The sequence below is a fragment of the Algisphaera agarilytica genome (genome assembly GCF_014207595.1).
GTDB classification, from domain to species: domain Bacteria; phylum Planctomycetota; class Phycisphaerae; order Phycisphaerales; family Phycisphaeraceae; genus Algisphaera; species Algisphaera agarilytica.
The window spans coordinates 2,904,452-2,923,429 of sequence record NZ_JACHGY010000001.1; the positions used below are offsets into that span (position 1 = coordinate 2,904,452).

The window sequence follows — 18,978 nt, forward strand, 5'->3', positions numbered from 1 at the left end:
GCGTCGGGGGCGGGGCAAGTCTAGGGGACCGGGTGGCCCGAGGGACGCCCGGGGGCGGGGCGGGGGTGGGATAGGGTAGGGGCCCGGGGCCGGCCTGAAAAGTGGCCTAGGGGGGTGTGGCCCGGTAAAGTAGGGGTTGAAAACGACGGCTTATGGAATCGTTCCAGCCCGCCGTCTGTCTGATGAAAGTGTATGGATGTCCGCATCTGACGAACTGAGCCCCACCAAACGCATGAGTCCCGCCCCTTCGGCGGTTGAGCCATCTGGCGGGGGTGCTTCCGGAGGCGCTTCCGGGGGTGTTTCGTCCGCCTCGCGTGACGGAGGATCTTCGGTCATGGACGACCAACTGCTGGCCACCTACCGGGCGATGCGCACCGCGCGCACGACCAACGCCATCGAGGCCGAGCTCGCCTCGGGCGGCGACTCGTTCTTCCACCTGCCCACGACCGGACACGAGTCGGTCGCCGCGTGGAACGCCTTCCTCACCCCCGACGACTGGATCCACACCCACTACCGCGACCAGGCCTTGTGGATCGCCCGCGGCATCCCGCCCAAAGCCGTGTTCGATGCCGCGCTGTGCAACGCTGACAACTACAGCTCGGGCCGTCAGATGGTCGGCTTCCAGGCCAGCCGCAAACTGAACATGCCCAGCACCGTCGTGCCCGTGGCGAACAACTGCACCCAGGCCGTGGGCATCGCCGCGCACCTCGAAGAGCAGCGCAAGCTCGGCAAGAACGATTCGAATCCCGTGGTCCTCTGCGGCATGGGCGACGGCACCACCCAGCAGGGCGAGGTCTATGAAGCCATCGCCGACGCCGTCCGCCGCCACCTGCCCGTGTTGTTCTACATCATGGACAACGGCTACGCGATCTCCACGCCCACCCATCAGCAAACCTTCTTCGACCGCCCCGAAGGCCCCGCCGACGAGTTCTACGGCCTGCCCATCCACCGCTTTGATGGCCGCGATGTCATGCCCGAGATGCCCCGCATGGGCGCCCTCGTCGACCACGTCCGCAACAGCCGCGGCCCCGCCATCGCCATCGTCCGTGTAGATCGTTTGTCGAGTCACACGAATGCCGACGACCACCGTGTCTATCGCGCCGCCGAGACCATCGAAGAACTCAAGAACACCTCCGATCCATTGGCGAATTTCCGCCGGTCGATGATCGAGCGCGGATTCGACGAGGCGAAGCTCGACGCGATCGACGCCGAGCTCGAAAAAGAAATCCGCCACGTCAGCGAGCTGTCCCGCCGCGTGGGCGACCCCGAGACGACCTACACCGTCAGCCGTGAGCTGCCCGCCAAGCTCCAGCGCGACGCGGATGAATACCGCGGTGAATCTAACGCCAAGAGCAACGGCTCGGACAGCCTCATGATGATCGAGGCGATGCGCGAAACTCTCCGCCACCGCCTCGACACCGACGACAACGTCGTCCTCCTCGGCGAAGACATCGAAGACCCCAAGGGCGACGTCTTCGGCGTCACCCGCGGCTTGTCCACCGCCTTCCCCGGCCGCGTCCAAAACACCGCGCTCACCGAGTCCACCATCATCGGCGGCGCGATCGGCCGAGCCATGGCCGGCGGACGCCCCGTCGGCTTCATCCAGTTCGCCGACTTCCTGCCCAACGGCATCAGCCAGATCATCAGCGAGCTCGGCAGCATCTACTGGCGCTCCGGCGGCGAGTTCGAATGCCCCGTGATCCTCATGGTCACCTGCGGCGCCTACCGCCCCGGCCTCGGCCCGTTCCACGCCAACACCTACGAGTCGATGCTCGCCCACATCCCCGGCGTCGACGTCGTCATGCCCTCCACCGCCGGCGACGCCGCGGGCCTGCTCAACGCCGCCTTCGAATCCAAGCGTCCCACCATCTTTCTCTACCCGAAGGTGTGTCTTAACGACCGCGCCCTGGCCACCTCGCCCGACGTCGACAAGCAGCTCGTCCCCCTCGGCAAGGCCCGCCTCGAAACCCAGGGCGACGACCTCACCCTCGTCGGCTGGGGCAGCACGATGCCCATCGTCCGCGACGTCGCCGCCGAGATCACCAAGCAAACCTCCCGCACCGTCGACCTGTTCGACCTGCGCAGCATCGACCCGTGGGACCGCCCGGGCATCGCCGCCTCCGCCGCGAAGACCGGCCGCCTCCTCGTCGTCCACGAAGACAACCTCACCGTCGGCTTCGGCGCCGAGATCGTCGCCGCTGTCACCGAAGACGTCTCCAACGCCGACCCCGGCATGCGGGCTGCAGCCCGCATGGACCTCAAAGTCAAACGCATCACCCGCCCCGACACCTACGTCCCGACGAACTACAAGAACCAGCTCGAGATCCTCCCGAGTTTCCGCCGCACCCTCACCGCCGCCTGTGAATTACTCGACCTGACCGTCGATTTCGGCACCACCTCCGAAGCCGCAGCATCCGTCGGCGGCGGCGAGATCGAAACCATCGAAGCCCAAGGCTCCGCCCCCACCGATCAGGCCGTCACCGTCGTCCAATGGCTGTGCAAGCCCGGCGAAGCCGTGACCAACGGCCAGGTCATCGCCGAACTCGAAGCCGACAAAGCCATCTTCGAATACTCCGCCCCCTACGACGCCGTCGTCGCCGAGCTCCTCCTGCCCGAAGGCGAACAGGTCGATGTCGGCACCCCGATGCTCAAGCTCGAGAAGCCCACCCTCGCTGCTGATGCGGACCTTGACGACCCGCTCTCGGCCCCCGTCGTCAAACGCCCCGCCCGCGAAGACCGCGGCACCCCCACAATCACCGACCCCACCGGCGTGCCGACTTCAGTCGGCATGGAACCCACCCACAAAACCCCCGGCGTCGCCCCCGTCCGCGTCGGCGGCCGCCAGGTCCGCGTCTACCTCTCGCCCGTCCACTACGCCGAGGGCACCGACCGCCTCACCAACGCCGACCTCATCCGCCGCTTCCCCGACTACACCAGCGACGACATCATCAAACGCACCGGCATCGAGTCGCGTCCCTACTGCTCCCACAAGCAGAACGCCCTCTCGATGGCCATCGACGCCGCCCAGAAAGCGCTCGCCGCCGAGGGCCTTACCGTCCACGACCTCACCGGCATCGTCTGCCACACCACCACGCCGCCGCTCAACACCCCGAGCATGGCCTGCATGGTGCTCAACGCCCTCGACCCCACCGGCGACGCCGAGCTCATGGTCTACGACGTCAACGCCGCCTGCTCCGGCTGGCTCTACGCCCTCGACGCCGCCCACAACACCATCCAGCACAACCCCGACTCCGCCGTCCTCGTCGTCACCACCGAGTGCCTCTCCCGCGTGGTCAACCCCGACGACTTCGGCACCGCCATCCTCTTCGGCGACGCCGCCACCGCCACCGTCGCCCGCGGCGCCGTCGCCCCCGGGAGCGGCCCCGCCAAGGACGAAGACTTCGACATCCCCGCCGGGTCCATGATGCTCAGCCAACCCGTCCTCGCCGGTAAGGCCGACCCCGCCCACGCCATCACCGTCGGCTTCGAGGGCCGCGGCCACATCACCATGCAGGGCAAACGCGTCTTCACCGAAGCCGTCCGCGCCATGACCAAGATGACCAACCAGGCCTTCGAACGCTCCGGCGCCGCCCTCGAAGACCTCGACTGGCTCGTCCCCCACCAGGCCAACGCCCGCATCCTCGAAGCCGCCCGCATCCGCCTGAAGATCCCCAAAGAAAAAATCATCAACCTCATCGACGTCCACGGCAACACCAGCTCCTCGTCGATCCCCATCTCCATCGCCAAGTCCACCGAAAAATTCGAACCCGGCAACATCGTCGGCGTCTGCGCCTTCGGCGGCGGCTTCACTTTCGGCGCCGCGATCCTTGAGATCGTTTGACGTGAAACTGCTAAAAATGTCTGCCTTTAAACAAGCATATGGCAAGAAATAAATCAAAAACTCGTGAAGTTGCGAAAAAGGCAGAGATAATTGCAACTGATGACGAGATGCATTTCATACTTGCTAGAGCGGCAAGTCATCGTGAAGAACATTGGGAAGAGTATCTTGAGGCTTGTGCGATAGCCGGTGTTAAACCATTGGCGGTAGATGATGCTAAGTCTGAATTTGATTCGTTTCTTTCCAGAGTTAGGGGCAGCGTAGACACTGAATTGATTACCTCGAGATTGGAGCCGAGTGATTTATCTCAAGCAATACCTGAAAGAGGTGTCTCAAGAAAATCCGCGTTGGTTGCTGCGAATGATATAGGAATAGATGAGTTTAAATTATTATGTGAGAAGGCGAGGGGATTAGGACGCGATTTTGTTTTGTTTAACGGCAATTACTACCGTTATTTTGAAGCTAGAGGGTGGCGGCTTGCTGATCATTTTGAGTCTTTGGTAATAGAACAGGCTGCACGGGCTGGTGGAATGCCTTGGTTTGATGGACCGGTGATTAGTACGAATCTTGGTGACATGATTGTTGCTCCTTACATAAAAAAGGACGGCACACGTGTAGTTGGGCACACAAAAAACTCTAGGGGGAAGGGTAGAGCCCGCACCCGAACGAATGGTGTAAAGCTTACCCGTGAGCAGATAAACTCAATGAAGAAGGTTGAGTGATGGGGGGTTCAACTGGGCTCTACCCCTGAGCAGAAAAGGGGGCGGGTGGTCGGGGCAGCATGCCCCGGAACGAGTGCTCGTGCAATCCGAGCGTATAGAGATTCCGGGGCATCGCGTTGCTCTGCCCCGGCCACCCACCACGGTCGGTTTTGTAGGTCAGGCATGCTTGCCTGACGTGAGGTTTCTGTGGCTCGGTGTCAGGCAGGCATGCCTGACCTACAGTGCTTGGCTTCCGGCCACAACGACTCTGCCCTGCGCACAGCAGGTCGCGCCTGAGCCGCTTCAATCAAAAAAATTTTCGCGGCTTATCCAACGACTCCGCATCGGTTTGCAGAATCCGGGGGCACGTTTGTGCGCACGTTCGTGACATGGCCCCCCTTTTTGGAGGAGAGGTTTTTTCGGCACCCCGCGGCGGCGGGACGGTGATAGGCAAGGACCGTCTCGTGAGATGCGCGGGGAGGGCCGGGCTCGCGTTTTGAAGCGTGGGGGTTTCGGCGTTCGTCGGTGAGTCACCTTGCCGACAACAGACACGATGGACCGTGGCGTAATCGCGCGGCCGCCCTCAACACGCGGGTCGAGGACGTTGGCTTGAAGTGAACCGCGCGACACGGGCCGATGCGTGTGGCGGGGTTGGGCCGAGCGTTCGCTCTTTGGAAATTAGGGGCTTGGGTATTGGGGCTTAGGGGCTTGGGCTGCGAGCCGAACGTTTTTCTGAGGTAGCGACGTTGCTTCGCAACGTGGGTCGCCTTGTAGGTCAGGTCTTCGACCTGACGCGTGGATCGAGGACTTGTGGGAATGTCAGGTCGAAGACCTGACCTACGCATCACCCGTTGCGAGTTTTGTGTGTGGGTAAAAACGTCGCGCAGCGATTCGGCTAAGCTCGACGTATGCAAGTGGCTTCGGGCATCCATCAATTCCAGACCGGCGACTTCAATTGGTACGTCGTCGAAGCGCACGGCCGACTGACCGTGGTCGATTGCGGTTGGCCTCGGCACTACCGGGCGTTGCTCGACGGGCTCGAGGCGATGGGCCGATCGGTGGCGGACGTCGAGGCGATCCTGCTGACCCACGCCCACGCGGACCACACCGGCTTTGCCGAGCGGCTGCGGAAGGAAGCCCAGGCTCCCGTCTGGGTCCACGAAGACGACCACGGCATGGCGCTCCGCCGGGGGCAGCTGCCGTGGTTCGCGCTGGTCAGCCGATCGTGGCACCCGCACTTGTTCGGCATGCTGCTGCACGGGGCGCTCAACGGCGTGTTCAACCTCCCCCGCATCACCGAAGCCAAGACCTTTGCCGACGGCCAAACCCTCGACGTCCCCGGTCGCCCGGTCGTCATCCATACCCCCGGCCACACGCCCGGCCAGGTCTCGTTCCACTTCCCCGATCGAAACACGCTGATCTGCGGAGATACGCTCGTCACCCTCGAACTGCTCTCCGGCAAAGCCGTCACCCCGCAACTCGCCTACGAAGCACTGAACGCCAACGGCGAAACATCACGTCGATCCCTCGACAAGCTGCGCCACCTCGGCGAGATCACGCTGCTGCCCGGACACGGCAAGCCGTGGACCGGCCACCTCGCCGAAGCGCTCGCCGAGGTGTAGACGGTTTCGATGGATTGGAACTTTGTTCCACATGTCGAAACAACGAAGCCATCGAGAGTTCGGTGAGGTGGAACTGTTTCAGTGTTCGGGATTACACATCCTTGTGTTACACTCGGAGGCATCATGGGCATTCAAGCCGATGATGGTTCACTTCATTTCTTTTTTCAATTCTGGAGACTCTCCTATGTCGGATGTTGCCGAAACCACCGAGGCCGAAGCGCCTGCCGAACCCGCTGCACCCGTCGTTGCGGCCAAGCCCGATGGGCCGATGGACCCGGAGCTGCGTTTGCATTATTTCGACACGCTCCGCAATGAGATCCTGCAGGTCAAGAGTCGACTGACGCGTCTGATCGTCGTCGGGCTCGTGGGGGTGCCGATCCTGACGTACTTCGCGTTGACCGATGAGTCGACGATCCCTCTGACGCTGTTTGTTTCGCCGTTGGTGTTGCTGTTGCTGGTCGTTCTGTACTTTTCCGAGCAGGCTTCGATGATGCGTGCGGGCACGTACATCTATGACCGCATCGAGACCACCGGCGAAGGCTGGGAGCACTGGGTTGATGAGCTGCGGGGCAAGAACACCGAGCCGGGCATGTTCGGGCTGATCGTGGTGCTCAGCGTGGCGTACAGCTTGGTGATGGGCAGCATCGCGCTCGAACGGCTGTGGTCGGTCAACCCCGATGAGTTGACGTACTTCACCTATTTCCTGCTGATGTACGCGATCCCCGGGATCTACGCGCTGACGTTTGTGTGGATGTTTGCGACGCTGTTCGCGTGCTGGCGCCGGGCGTTCCGTACGCACGGTTGAGCGGCGATATTCAGCTATTCCACTCCCCAAAGCCCGGCCTTGTGCCGGGTTTTTTCTATGGGGCCGACACGTTGGGGTAGGCGGGCGGCTGGCGTCGTTTGGCGGCACGCGTGAGGTACCGCGCGGGGTGTACCGCCAGGGCGGCGGGCGATGAGCAGGGCATCGGGGTGCCGTCGAGGGTGTCGGCGATGATCGAGGCGGCAAGGGCCGAGGAGATCACGCCGTGCGAACCCAACGCGGTGACGGCGTAGAGCCCGGGCAGCGTCGGCCAGTCCGCATTCGCCGGTGCGGTGTGGGCGGGCAATGATGCGGCGTACTCCCGGCAACGCAACAGGTGGGGCACGGGGCCGATCATCGGCAGGTAGTCGGGCGTGTTGCAACGCAAACCGACGCGTGCAGTGGGCTTGTCCCAATCCATGGCGTTGGCCCAGTCGGGGTCGGTGAGGAGTGCGCGTCGGCGGTTGTCGTTGTGGTCATCTGGGCGGACAGAAAGATCGGTGTCGCCCGGATCGAACGTGGCTCCGACGCTGTGTATGCCGTTAAGCGCGGGGCAGAGGTACGCCTCGCCCACGTCGGCGTGCTCCCGGGCGGAGCTTTCGGGCGTGGCGGTGACCTCGCTGGCCTGGCCGCGGATGACTTGCAGCGGCCAGTTAGCGGTGGGCGCGAACCGACGGGTCGCTGCCGCGCAAGCGAGGACCACCGCGTCGGCTTGGATCGTTTCGTCGGCCGTGGATCGCAAACACCAACCATCCCCGGCACGGCTGAGCTCTTCGACAACAAACGGCCAACGACACGCGCTCTCGGGAAGATCGGCCAGTACCAGTTCGGCAAAATCCCAGAACGTTGCAACGCCCGCTTGCGGCATCCAGAGGCCCGGCTCGGGGCTGTCTTGCCAAGCGAATCGGCCGTCGAGGTCGCCGAAGACTTCCGCGGCTTGCTGCAGAGCCGCGGCGTCTTTCTGCGTGTCGGGTTTGCGCAGCACGCCACATCGGCTGGATTGGCGCGAGGCGAGGACGAAGGCGGAGCGATAGTAGTCCTGCCGTGCCGAAGGCGCGGCGTCGAGCACGGGGGCACAGATCGCCTGTTGATTGCCCGAAGCGCCCGCCCCCGGACGGCTGGCATCGAGAAGCACGACCTCGTGCCCGCGGCGATGCAGCTCCTGCGCTACGCTTAACCCCGCCCAGCCCGCACCCACCACCGCGATGCGACGGGAAGGCTTGGCGCCTTCGTGTTGCGTGTCGTCTGTCACGGGTTTTTGTGCCGCGAGGATGTGGCGTTTGAACGGGTCGCCGGGGAGGCGCTCGACCTCGAAGCCCGCGTCGGCCAGCGCGCGTCGCACGTGGCCGGCTGCGGTGAAACTTCCCACCGTGCCGCCGGGCTGGGTGCGGGTGATGAGTTGCTGGGCGACCTGCGTGGACCACATCGCGGGGTTCTTCTCGGGCGCAAAGCCGTCGAGAAACCACGCGTCCGCCCGGGCCTCCACTCCGGGCAGCATCGCTTCGATGTCACCCAGGTGCAGCGTCAGGTCGCAGCGGTCGAGGCGGAGTCGGTGAACACCCGCCACTCGCCCCGGCCACTCTTCGAGAAGCTGCCGCACCTCTTGCGACCATTCGACAAAACGCGACAGGGCTTGCTCAAGCTGCTCGTGGCTGGGCGGCGCTACGTCGAGCCCGACGTAATGCAGTCGACTGCCCGCCGGGGCGAGCTGTTTGAATTTGGCCCACGTACCCAGAAAGTTCAGCCCCAGCCCGAACCCCAACTCGCCTACGACGAGCGCTGCCCCCGGATCGAGTTGGCTCAGTTTTTCATCGAAGCGTGTCGCACGGTGAAACAGGTGATTGGTCTTGCCCGCAGCGTTGTTGGGGTTGAAGTAGATATCGTCGAACGCCTCGCTGTAGGCGTTGCCTTGATCATCGAACTTGATTTGGGCGGGTTGGATGGGCAACGGTAATCGGGTGGAGGGGTTTGAAGCTTGGCGTATTCACGCATCACCTTGATGCAAGGCGATGCGTTCTTTCAATCGCTGGGCACAGTTCGCGGCGTACTCGGCGCTGGCCAGTTCGGGGTGCTCTGCGATTGCGGTGTAGACGCGGACGGCTTCTTCCCATCTTTTTTGCTGTTCCAACGCATACGCGGCTCTAATCAAAGTGCGGTTGTCCTCGGCACTTGCATCGCCCAGGTCCATCCGGCGGAATACGAGTTCACGGAGAATGGGCCAGTCGCTCGTGGCAAAGTAAATGAGCCAGATCAGGTTGACCACGGGCACAAACATGAGCGCACCCCACCAAGGGGAGTAGCCCGCTTTGCGGAAAATCGTTGCGAAAACAAGGCCGATGACCGCAGCAAGCAATGCAAGCAGGAAGAATTCAACCATGGCGTTCATGATATCAGTTGCGATTTGTTCTTAGCACGCTTCGCATCGCTGCGGTGCGGAACTTCTTCATCGAGTTCTGGTAGTACACGCCCAGCAGCGATCCGCCGCCGGTGTCGCGGACGTCGGCGCGGGTCAGGGTCTGCCAGTCGTCGGCCGAATTGAACCCGCAGTAGCTCTCGCCCAGCCAGTGGAAATAGGCGTTGCGGTTGCGCGGCTTGTTCCAGAACCCGTTGGGCACGCGGACGAAGTGCCACTCGTGCCAGTCGTACTCGGGGAAGGTTTCGCGTATGAGTTCGATGGGGGACCAACCCGCCTGGAGCAACGCGCTGCCGTGGTGTTGCTGGAAGTCCCGCCGGGTGATGTCGCACCAGTCCTCGGGCGTCCGGTACTTGAGTTGTTTGCCCAGCCAATGCATGTAGCGCTGGCGGTTTTCGGGGTCATGCCAGAAGCGCTGCGGCGCCTCGGCGAAGCGCCACTCCTGCCAGTTCACGCTGGGCTTGAATTCGCGCAGGGCGTGGATGGGTGAGTTGCGGTAGTAGTTGGCCAGAAGGCCCTCGCCGCCGAAGCGATTGAAATCGCTTTTGGACAGGCGGTACCAATCGGTGTTCTTCTTGAACTTCAGCTGCTTGCCCAGCCAGGTCATGTACGCCCGGCGGTTTTTTGGGTTCTTCCAATAGCCCTGGGGCACCTTGTTCATGAGCCAGGGCAGCCAGGTGGAATTGGGCGCGTAGTCGCGTAGGGCTTCGTAGGGCGAGTGGTGGTAGATGGTGGCGAGGAGGCCGCCGCCGTAGTGGTCGAGGAAGTGCTGGCGGTTGAGGCGGTACCAATCGGTGCGCTTGTTGAAGCGCAGCTTTCGGCGGAGCCACACCATGTAGTTCATGCGGTTGGCGCGTTTGTTCCAGTAGCCGTTCGGAACACGGCCGCGGACCCAGATAGGTGATTGCATTGCGGAAACCCTAGGCGGAATCACCACGCCCCGGGGCGTGGTCGTATGAGACAGATCGAGACTATAGCGAATTCTCCGGAGGGTGCGGGCTTATGCGGGATTGTCCGGATTCTCTCAAAACACGCGAGTGGCGGTAAGTCAGGCATGCCTGCCTGACGAATGGATTGTGGGACGTTGCGTCAGGCAAGCATGCCTGACCTACGCGGGGCTGTGTAAGTCAGCGTAAGGGGTTGGTCAGGCCAAGCGACGGCAGATCAGGCAGGCGAGCTTCTGGTCGAAGCGCAGGACAAATAGGGTGTAAGGCGTGGAGCCCGTGCCGCGCAGGGCGCGTTGCAGCGGGTCGGGGTCGACGGCCTTGCCGCGGGTCTTGATCTCGACGAGGCCCGCGTCGTGATCGTCCAGCCAGGCCTTGATCTTCTTGGGGTTCTTGGCGGAGTAGGGGAGCTCGGCCAGCAGCTCGAAGCCCGTCAGCCAGGGGCTGTCCACGGGGTGGTCGGCGGTCAGCAGGCCCAGACGCGGGTGGATCGCGGGCAGGCCCAGAAGGTGCATCAGCCCGGCACGTTCAACCGCGGAATCGACGGTGAACAGGTAACGCTGTGCGAAGCCGAACGCGGGTTCGTCGGGTTCGCCGGTGAGCGTGTGGGTTTGGTCGGAGGTGAGCAGAGTCGCGGTGCGGCTGGTGTCGTGGGCCAGACGCCCAGTCCAGAGCACGGCTTGGACGAGGCGGCCGACCTCGCTGATGAATTCGATCTCGCCCGAGGGCGCGGCGTCGGGCAGGTGCTCGTCCAGTTCCGCCGGGTTCACGGCGGGGCTGAGCTTTACCGCCGCGTCGGGGTACCGGCCCAGCAGCGCGGCGATGGTGGCGGGGTCGGGTTGATAGTCGGCGAAGCGGAACACCCGGCCCGCACCGGTGCGACGTGCGGGGTCGAGGTGCAACGCGGTGTCGGCGAGAACTTCCGAATCCAGCAGCGACTCGGCATCGATTACCCGTGAACCACCACCCGCGTTTTCCTGGGCCATCCACGCGCGGACCGGGTCGCGGTCGATCGCGGTGACGCCGAGGCCCTCGGCGGTAAAGCCCATCGCATCCCCACCGATGCCGCAACACAGATCGATGACGTGCGAGACGCCTGCACCAGCGATGCGTTGGGCTTTATGTCTGGCTGAATGCAGCGAGCTGGCCTGCTCGATCCCCGAGACGTCCGCCAGCAGTTGGTCGGCGTGGTCGGGGAACTTGGCGGCGGCTTTCTTGCGGGCCTGAACGAGTTCGAGCGCGATGCCGACTTCGTGGGCTGAGTAGTGCTTGCGTAGACGGCTGACCGAAGCGACATCGACGGGATCGGTTTCCGCAGCGCGTTGCAACAGCTCGTCCTGATCGGCCACGGCCTGCCAGGTTGCGAGAGGGTATTCGGTCACGTGAAGGGTGTGATGGTGAACACGGGGGTCGGATCAGATCCGGCTGTAGCGCGAGAGCAGGTCGACGATGCGCGGCTGGTCGGGGTAGAGCTGCACGCTGCGACGCCAGCACTCTTTCGCACGCTCGGACTGGAAGCGGTTTTCACGCTCGCCTTCGATGTACAGCGTCATGTAACACGCGCCCGCGCCGTTGAGCGCGGCGATGTCTTCGGTGTCGAACTGCAACGCGTTCTCGTACTGGTCGAGCGCGTCCTCGAAACGACGCATCTTGAACAGGGCGTAGCCCAAGCGTTCGTGCGCGGTGGACGACGGGCTGGAGAGGATCAGCGAGTTGAGCGTGTTGATCGCGCGGGGGTAGTTGCCCAGTCGGATGTGGGCGTCGGCCAGGCCCAGCAGCACGGGGTCGGCGAGTTCGCCGAGCTCGTTGGCGGTGCGGTAGGCGTCGATGGCTTTTTCGTACTCGCCCATCAGCGAGTAGGTCGCGGCGAGGTTGGACCAGGCGGGCTGCGACTCGGGGTTGACCTTGGTGGCGAGGCGGGCGTAAGGCAGGGCCTTCTGCGGTTCGCCGAGCTGGAGGTAGGCCGAGGCGATGTCGCGGTTGGCCAGGAAGTCCTGCGGGGAGATGGCCAGGGCCTTGAGGTAGGTCTGGACGGCCTGCTCGGCGTCGCCGGTGAGCTGGTTGGTCAGGCCCAGGTAGTAGTGGGCCTTGAAGTTGTTGGGCTCGATGGCGACGGCGGCCTCGTAGCTGTCCAGGGCCAGGTTGTAGTCGCCGCGTTCACGGAAGATCTCACCCATACCCATATGGGCCTCGGTCAGCTTGGGGTTGACTTCGAGGGCGAGGGACAGGGCGGCGAGCGAGGAGTCGTCCAGGCCCTGCTCGCGGAACTCGCGGGCGTCGGCGAGGTGTTTGTCGACCTGCTTCTGTTTGGGGGTAGGGCCGAAGGTGCCGCAGCCGGTGACGAGCAGCGTAAGCGCGAGGAGCAAGGTTGGCCGAAGGCTGGGTGTCATTCCGGGTTCCATCGTATCTGAGTTTCAGGCCCTGTTCTGGCGACACGGTAGGCGACGCCGTGGGTTGGGTCAACGGACAGGTCCGGGTTTGTGCCGCCCGGAGCTTACCCCTTATTCTCGGCCTGCCGGGAAGGGGGACGTGACTTACAATCGGTGACTTATGAAGATCGCTCTAGCACAAATCAATCCGACGGTAGGAGATATCGCCGGTAACGCTCTACTCATCACCCGCGATATCCGTGCGGCACGCGAAAAAGGCGCCGAACTGGTGGTTTTCCCGGAGCTTGCGATTATCGGGTATCCCCCCAAGGACCTGCTGCTCAAGCCGGCGGTGATCGAGCAGTGCGTGGAGGCGATCGAAGCGTTATCGGCCGAGTGTGTCGGGATCACCGCGGTGGTCGGCTACCCCTGCCCGTCGGATTCGGCCGAGCAGGGGCGGGCTCTGTACAACGCTGCGGCGGTGTGTGCGGACGGGAAGATCGTGCATCGCCACATCAAGAGTCTGCTGCCGACTTACGACGTGTTTGATGAGCACCGCTACTTCGAGCCGGGGCCGGAGGTCGACCTCACGGAGATCGACGGGGTGAAGCTCGGCATCAGCGTGTGCGAAGACCTGTGGAACGAGCGCGACATGTTCAGCCGTCGGCTGTACCACGACAACCCGATCGACGAGTTGGCGGCCTTGGGGGCGCAGCTGTTTGTGAACTGCTCGGCCTCGCCGTTCGTGGTGCGCAAGCACGCGTTCCGCAAGAAGCTCATGTCGCACGTCGCCAAGAAGCACGGCCTGCCGCTGGTGTACTGCAACCAGGTCGGTGGTAACGACGAGTTGGTCTTCGACGGCCGGTCGTGTGTGTTCGACGGCCAAGGGAACCTGATCGCGCACGGCAAGGCCTTTGAGGAAGACCTGGTGGTGGTGGACTTGGAGTCGGCGGCTCCCATCGAGCGTCCGCCGCTTCCGGTCTTGGCCGAGGCCTACGAAGCGCTCGTCCTCGGGCTGCGGGACTACTGCCGCAAGTGCGGATTCAAGCGGATCGTGCTCGGCTTGTCCGGCGGGATCGACTCGGCGGTGACCGCGGCGGTTGCGGTCGCGGCGCTGGGCAGCGAGAACGTGCGCGGCGTGGGCATGCCCAGCCGGTACTCGTCGGGCGGCTCGGTGGACGATGCGCGGAAGCTCGCAGAAAACCTGGGGATCCAGTTCGACGTGATCCCAATCGAGTCGGCCCACACCGCGGTGGAGAGCATGCTCGCCGACGTGTTCGCGGGGCGCGAGCCGGACGTGACCGAAGAGAACATCCAGGCGCGTCTGCGTGGCGTCGTGCTCATGGCGATGAGCAACAAGTTCGCCAGTTTGCTTCTGACCACCGGCAACAAGAGCGAGGTCGCGGTGGGCTACTGTACGCTCTACGGCGACATGAACGGCGGGTTCAGCGTGCTCAGCGACGTGCCCAAGACGATGGTCTTCGAGCTCGCCGAGTGGATGAACACCGACGCTTGCCCTCTACAACGTGAACTCAATGGCGAGGTCATCCCCGTCAACACGATCACCAAGCCGCCGTCCGCGGAGCTGCGGCCGGATCAGAAGGACTCGGACTCGCTGCCGCCGTACGACGTGCTGGACAACATCATCGAGCGATACGTCGAACGCGAGCACTCAGCCAAGCGGATCATCGAAGACACGGGGTACGACACCGAGCTGGTCCTGCGGATCGTGCGATTGATCGACCTGAACGAGTACAAACGCAAGCAAGCGGCCCCGGGCCTGAAGATCACCAGCCGGGCGTTTGGCTTCGGTCGCCGGATGCCGATCGCCCAGCGGTACGACAACCGCAATGGTGTGCTTTAATATTTAAATCATGTAAAATGTCGATGCGTTTCATGTTTCATGAGCCTCTCCTGAAAGGCGGCTTTCGTGCGTCGTGTATTTGATTCGATGGCGTTGTGTGCTTTGTTTTGCGCGGTGTTTTTGGGTTCGGGCGCGGTGGCCGACCCGGTGAAGCGCCCCAACATCCTCTTCGCGATCGCCGACGACATGTCGCACGCCAGTGCGTACGGCTACGAGTTTGTTTCGACACCCCACTTCGACGCGATCGCGGCAGAAGGCTTGCTGTTTGAACGCATGTACACCCCCAGCAGCAAGTGTGCCCCGTCGCGGGCGGTGTTGCTGACCGGGCGTAACCCCTGGCAGCTCGAGGGCGCGGGTAACCACAAGCCCGTCTGGCCGTTGAAGTTCAAGAGCGTGGTTGAGGCGCTCGAAGACCACGGCTACTTCGCGGGGTTCACCGGCAAGGGCTGGAACCCGGGCATCCATCCCAAGGGCCGACAACTCACCGGCAAGGCGTATAACAGCCTCGAAGTCGAATCCAAGCTGACCAAGGCCATCGCGGCGTTTGATTACTCGGCCAACTTCAAGCAGTTCATGGCCGACAAGCCCGAGGGGCAGCCGTTTTTCTTCTGGTACGGCGCGAAGGAGCCCCACCGCGGGTACGAATTCAAGTCTGGCCAGCGGCTGGGTAAGACGTTTGGTGATCTGGACTTCATCCCGCCGTTCTGGCCGGAAGAGGACGCGGTCAAACACGACATCCTCGATTACGCGATCGAGGTGGAGTATTTCGATCGCCACCTGGGAGAGATCCTCGCGCACCTCGAAGAACTCGGCGAACTCGAGAACACACTGATCATCGCCACATCGGACAACGGCATGCCGTTCCCCCGCTACAAGGGCCACCCGCACGAGTTCGCGACACGCATTCCGTTTGTGGTGAAGTGGTCGGGCAGGATCGAATCTCCTGGGCGACGCTGTGTTGAATTTGCGAGCTTTACAGACTTGGCGCCGACGTTCCTCGAAGCGGCGGGGGTGGCTGAGGATGAAGCGGCGATGCAACCCATCGAAGGTCGGAGCTTGTCGGACTTCTTCGCCAATGAAGTGGATGGCCGTGAGCACGTCCTCACCGGCCGTGAACGCAACGACATGTGCCGGCCCCACGGCTGGGGCTACCCGGTCCGGAGCCTCCACCACGGCGACCTGGTGTACATGCACAACTTCGAGCCCGATCGTTGGCCCAGCGGCACACCCGAATCGCTCTACCGCGATACGGACTGGAGCCCGACCAAGATGAACATTCTTGAGCAACACCACGACACGGCGTTCTACCGATTCAGCTTCGGAAAGCGCCCGCAGGAAGAGTTGTACGACATCACGGTCGACCCGTTCTGTTTGCACAATCTCGCCAGCGACCCGGCCTATTCGGCGAAGCGTGAGGAGATGAAGCAGGCGCTGTTTGCCGAGCTGAAAACGCAGGGCGACCCGCGTCTCAACGGTGATCCGGACTTCTTTGATCGCTCCCGGCCCGAACGCATCCCCGATTACGATGAGCTGGTGGAGAAATACAAACACATCACCAGTGAACTGCCGTGAGCTGATGTCACTGACAGCGAGTTAGGCTTTGGACGACGGCAACGCCGCGCGGACGCCGTCCCATTCGCGCCAGAGGTCGGTCATCGCCTCGGTGTTGTTGGTTTTCACGTCTTTGTGTTGGGCGCGGAAGATGGCGGCGTAGCGGATGTCGGGGCTGTAGTTGGGGGCGGCGCCGTGCCAGAGGTTGTGGTGGGTGATGCAGACGTCTCCCGCCTTGCCGGTGATCTGGATCGGGGGTTGGGGCAGGTCGTATTCGAGACGCCCGGCCTTGATCGCCTCGGCGCGGTCGGCGGAGCTGAAGTAGTCCGCACACGCCTGGTGCGAGCCGGGCCAGACGGTGAAGTTGCCGCGGAAGGGCTCGGGCAGGTCGTTGAGCAGCACGACGGCGAGGGCGGTGAAGTTTCGGAGGTAGGTGCCCTTGGGCACGCCGTTGGTGTCGGAGCCGACGCCGTCGAGGTGGCCGCGGAACTCGCGGGGTTGGTCCTCGGCGATGCGCGGGTAACGCAGAGCGATCTGGACAATCTTGGCGGGCAGGACGTTGCCCGCTCCCATCAACGATTCGCACGCCTCGAACACCGGCGACTCATTGAACAGGTCGGTGAGGACGGGCTGCTCTCGCAGGGTGGGGCAGGAGCTGGTCGCGGCGAATTTCCGGAGTTCGTCGGGGTGTAGGCCGTTGGTGCCGATGTCGTGGTTGATCGCGGCGCGGGCGCGTTCGATCATCGTCGGGGCGATCGCGCCGGGGAGGACGAGGTAGCCGTCGCGGTGGAAGTCTTGTTTCTGTTGAAGCGTCAGGGGCATGGGCTGCTCGCGGAAGGGAGAAGACGCGAGCAGTGTAGGCGAAGCGATTCAGTCGGTGGGCGTTTCCTGGGCCGAGGGGCCGACCAGGTCGCGGAGGGTCTGGTCGCGGGTCGCCTGTTGCTGGGCGTCCTGCAGCTTGGCGACCAGCTCCTTGAACCGTGAGTTGTTGCTGCGGGTGGCGGTGTCGCGGGCGATGCCGAGCAATTCTGCGACGGGGATCATCTCGGCGGGGCGGGCGAGGATGTACTCGCCGGGGTTTTCGTCGTCGGCTTCGAGCAGGTGCAGGTGCCCGGAGTGGTGGAGAGACCGGACCATGGCGGAGACCGCGCGGGCGGGGAGGCCGGTGGTGGTGGTGAGCTGGGTGAGGCCGAGGGTTTGGCCCCGGTCGAAGGCTTTGGCGAAAGCGGTGGCGACCGCGAGGATGGCCGAGCTGTCGACGATGGCGTCGGACTGGTCGTCGCTGGGGCGTTGGCGGATGAACCGGCTGCCCTTGACGGTCTGGACGATGTAGCTGATCTCCAGGCCGAAGAGGATGACGATCCAGGTGACGTAGAGCCAGAGCAGGAATAACGGCACGAGGCCGAGCGAGCCGTAGAGCCTCGAATAACCCACCGCGCGCTGCACGTAGAAGCGGAACCCCAGCTTGCTGAGCTCCCACATGATCGCGGCGACCAGCGCGCCGATGAGCGCCGCGCGGAGCTGGACCTTGGCGGCGGGCAGGAGTTTGTAGATCAGGATGAGCAGCAACCAGGTGGCGGCGAGCGAGAAAGACGGGGTGAGCAGCTTGAGGAGCCAAGCGCCGCCGGTGACCGTCTGAGCGGTGGCGATCAGTTGGTTGGTGACGTAGAAGCTCAGGGCCAAGAGGACCGGGCCGAGCGTGATGACGGCCCAGTAGATCGTGACCCGCAGGTGCCAGGGCCGGCCCTGCGGGGCGTGGTACACCCGGTTGAAGCAGTTTTCGAGCGAGACCACCAGGCTGATCGCGGCCCAGATCAGCAGGGCCAGGCCGACGAGGCCGATGCTGGTGAAGTCGACCGACGCGACCTGGTTCTGCAGGTTGGTCAGCAGCTGGTCGACGCGGGCCTGGGTTTCCTCGGCGGTGGGCGCGGCGTTGGTGGTCTGGGCGTTGGCGGGCGTGTCGGCCCCATCGGTGCTTGGGTCGTAAGGCGAAGGGAGGGTGTCGCCCTCGGGGGTCACGACCGGCGGGCCGGGGGCGATGTCCATGTCCTCGGCGGTGTCGTCGATCTCTTCGATCTGGATGTCAGACAGCCCGAGGTAGTCGTAGATGGTGTCGCGGAGGTTGCCGCCGACCGACTCGAACCCGCCGAAGGCGTTGAAGACCAACAGCGACAACACGAACACGGGGATGAGGCTGAAGATCGTGCGGTAGGTCAGGGCGGCGGCCATTTGCGAGGCGCGGTCTTCGCGGAGCTCGTGGGCGCCGTAGCGGGCGATGCCCACGGCGTAGCGCACCGTGAGCTGCCAGCGGTTGAGTTCGCTCAAGGGCTGGGTGAACAGGCGGCGGATCGAGCCGACGAGTTGTTGCACCAGTTCTTTCATGGTCGCGGGGCCGAGTGTACCCCCATGGGTGTCAATCCGGCCCCTGAGTGTCATCGGCGTTTCGCAGACGCTTCTCCCACGTGCGGTGGGCCGCGGCCACGCCCGAGAATAACTGGCGCTGGTAGTCCTCCAGCGACATCAGTTCGTGGGGCCGGACGACGACGACCAGGTCGTAGCCGCACGCGGGCTGCTCAGGATCGGCTCCGGCACGCTTCGGCCACGTGTTCTGGGTCAGGCGGAAGGCCTCGCGCAGCATCCGCTTGTGTCGGGAGCGGGTCACGGCGTTGCCCACGCGTCGGCTGACGCTCAGCCCGAGTCGCCAGTGCGGCAGGTCGTTGGGCATGGTGAACAGCAAGAGCGGTCCCGCGTTCTTGCGGACCTTGGCGTCGAACACCGCGGAGAACGCGCGTCGGCCGTGGAGGCGGTGCGCGTGGGTGAAGCGATTTCGGATTTCGGATTTCGGATTTCGGATACGGAAACCTCGCGGTGTTT

At 63.8% G+C, this 18,978-nt stretch carries 14 protein-coding genes; 6 read left to right on the plus strand and 8 right to left on the minus strand.

All coding sequences use genetic code 11. The features are described from left to right. Positions 1-334: 334 nt before the first annotated feature. The 4 genes from HNQ40_RS12515 to HNQ40_RS12530 all read left to right on the plus strand — a co-directional run bounded on the left by HNQ40_RS12515 (position 335) and on the right by HNQ40_RS12530 (position 6,966). Positions 335-3,841 (plus strand): beta-ketoacyl-ACP synthase 3, encoded by a 3,507-nt coding sequence (locus HNQ40_RS12515; RefSeq protein WP_184678163.1) that lies wholly within the window; start codon positions 335-337, stop codon positions 3,839-3,841. A 38-nt stretch (positions 3,842-3,879) separates the two neighbouring features. Then, on the plus strand, positions 3,880-4,560 hold the full coding sequence (locus tag HNQ40_RS12520; protein WP_184678164.1) for a hypothetical protein: 681 nt from the start codon (positions 3,880-3,882) through the stop codon (positions 4,558-4,560). Positions 4,561-5,447: 887 nt separating this feature from the next. Next, positions 5,448-6,161 carry an MBL fold metallo-hydrolase gene (locus HNQ40_RS12525; RefSeq protein ID WP_184678165.1) on the plus strand — a complete coding sequence of 238 codons (714 nt, stop codon included), beginning with the start codon at positions 5,448-5,450 and terminating at the stop codon, positions 6,159-6,161. 184 nt (positions 6,162-6,345) lie between these two features. Further along, positions 6,346-6,966, plus strand: a complete 621-nt coding sequence (locus HNQ40_RS12530) for a hypothetical protein (RefSeq protein WP_184678166.1) — start codon at positions 6,346-6,348, stop codon at positions 6,964-6,966. Between the two features lie 55 nt (positions 6,967-7,021). On the opposite strand, the gene mnmC is transcribed toward HNQ40_RS12530, so the two are convergent. The 5 genes from mnmC to HNQ40_RS12555 form a co-directional block, all read right to left on the minus strand. Continuing rightward, positions 7,022-8,911, minus strand: a complete 1,890-nt coding sequence (mnmC, locus tag HNQ40_RS12535; RefSeq protein ID WP_184678167.1) for an FAD-dependent 5-carboxymethylaminomethyl-2-thiouridine(34) oxidoreductase MnmC — start codon at positions 8,909-8,911, stop codon at positions 7,022-7,024. Positions 8,912-8,947: 36 nt separating this feature from the next. Continuing rightward, positions 8,948-9,349 (minus strand): DUF805 domain-containing protein, encoded by a 402-nt coding sequence (locus HNQ40_RS12540; protein WP_184678168.1) that lies wholly within the window; start codon positions 9,347-9,349, stop codon positions 8,948-8,950. A gap of 4 nt (positions 9,350-9,353) precedes the next feature. Next, entirely contained in the window at positions 9,354-10,286 is a 933-nt protein-coding gene (locus HNQ40_RS12545) for a hypothetical protein (RefSeq protein ID WP_184678169.1), read from the minus strand. Positions 10,287-10,520: 234 nt separating this feature from the next. Then, positions 10,521-11,702 (minus strand): class I SAM-dependent methyltransferase, encoded by a 1,182-nt coding sequence (locus HNQ40_RS18640; RefSeq protein ID WP_184678170.1) that lies wholly within the window; start codon positions 11,700-11,702, stop codon positions 10,521-10,523. A 33-nt stretch (positions 11,703-11,735) separates the two neighbouring features. Next, a complete protein-coding gene (locus HNQ40_RS12555; protein ID WP_184678171.1) occupies positions 11,736-12,710 on the minus strand; it encodes a tetratricopeptide repeat protein in 975 nt (324 codons plus the stop codon). Positions 12,711-12,870: 160 nt separating this feature from the next. Here HNQ40_RS12555 and HNQ40_RS12560 point away from each other — a divergent pair, with 160 nt between their 5' ends. Further along, on the plus strand, positions 12,871-14,553 hold the full coding sequence (locus HNQ40_RS12560) for an NAD+ synthase (RefSeq protein WP_184678172.1): 1,683 nt from the start codon (positions 12,871-12,873) through the stop codon (positions 14,551-14,553). A gap of 66 nt (positions 14,554-14,619) precedes the next feature. Beyond that, positions 14,620-16,125: a sulfatase family protein gene (locus HNQ40_RS12565; protein WP_221435522.1), complete on the plus strand. Its 1,506-nt coding sequence runs from the start codon at positions 14,620-14,622 to the stop codon at positions 16,123-16,125. A 21-nt stretch (positions 16,126-16,146) separates the two neighbouring features. Here the strand turns inward: HNQ40_RS12565 and HNQ40_RS12570 are convergent, their stop codons facing one another. Genes HNQ40_RS12570 through rnpA form a run of 3 tightly spaced genes read right to left on the minus strand, consistent with a single transcriptional unit; the run spans position 16,147 to position 18,958 of the window. Then, entirely contained in the window at positions 16,147-16,926 is a 780-nt protein-coding gene (locus tag HNQ40_RS12570; RefSeq protein WP_184678173.1) for a phytanoyl-CoA dioxygenase family protein, read from the minus strand. Between the two features lie 48 nt (positions 16,927-16,974). Beyond that, positions 16,975-18,486: a YihY/virulence factor BrkB family protein gene (locus HNQ40_RS12575; RefSeq protein WP_184678174.1), complete on the minus strand. Its 1,512-nt coding sequence runs from the start codon at positions 18,484-18,486 to the stop codon at positions 16,975-16,977. A 31-nt stretch (positions 18,487-18,517) separates the two neighbouring features. Then, positions 18,518-18,958, minus strand: a complete 441-nt coding sequence (gene rnpA, locus HNQ40_RS12580; protein ID WP_315852788.1) for a ribonuclease P protein component — start codon at positions 18,956-18,958, stop codon at positions 18,518-18,520. Positions 18,959-18,978 lie beyond the last annotated feature (20 nt).

Excerpts from the sequence above, each read along its gene's own strand:
- HNQ40_RS12515 (WP_184678163.1), top strand. The coding sequence starts at position 335 with ATGGACGACCAACTGCTGGCCACCTACCGGGCGATGCGCACCGCGCGC.
- HNQ40_RS12520 (WP_184678164.1), top strand. The coding sequence starts at position 3,880 with ATGGCAAGAAATAAATCAAAAACTCGTGAAGTTGCGAAAAAGGCAGAG.
- HNQ40_RS12525 (WP_184678165.1), top strand. The coding sequence starts at position 5,448 with ATGCAAGTGGCTTCGGGCATCCATCAATTCCAGACCGGCGACTTCAAT.
- HNQ40_RS12530 (WP_184678166.1), top strand. The coding sequence starts at position 6,346 with ATGTCGGATGTTGCCGAAACCACCGAGGCCGAAGCGCCTGCCGAACCC.
- HNQ40_RS12540 (WP_184678168.1), bottom strand. The coding sequence starts at position 9,349 with ATGAACGCCATGGTTGAATTCTTCCTGCTTGCATTGCTTGCTGCGGTC.
- HNQ40_RS12545 (WP_184678169.1), bottom strand. The coding sequence starts at position 10,286 with ATGCAATCACCTATCTGGGTCCGCGGCCGTGTTCCGAACGGCTACTGG.
- HNQ40_RS12555 (WP_184678171.1), bottom strand. The coding sequence starts at position 12,710 with ATGACACCCAGCCTTCGGCCAACCTTGCTCCTCGCGCTTACGCTGCTC.
- HNQ40_RS12560 (WP_184678172.1), top strand. The coding sequence starts at position 12,871 with ATGAAGATCGCTCTAGCACAAATCAATCCGACGGTAGGAGATATCGCC.
- HNQ40_RS12570 (WP_184678173.1), bottom strand. The coding sequence starts at position 16,926 with ATGCCCCTGACGCTTCAACAGAAACAAGACTTCCACCGCGACGGCTAC.
- HNQ40_RS12575 (WP_184678174.1), bottom strand. The coding sequence starts at position 18,486 with ATGAAAGAACTGGTGCAACAACTCGTCGGCTCGATCCGCCGCCTGTTC.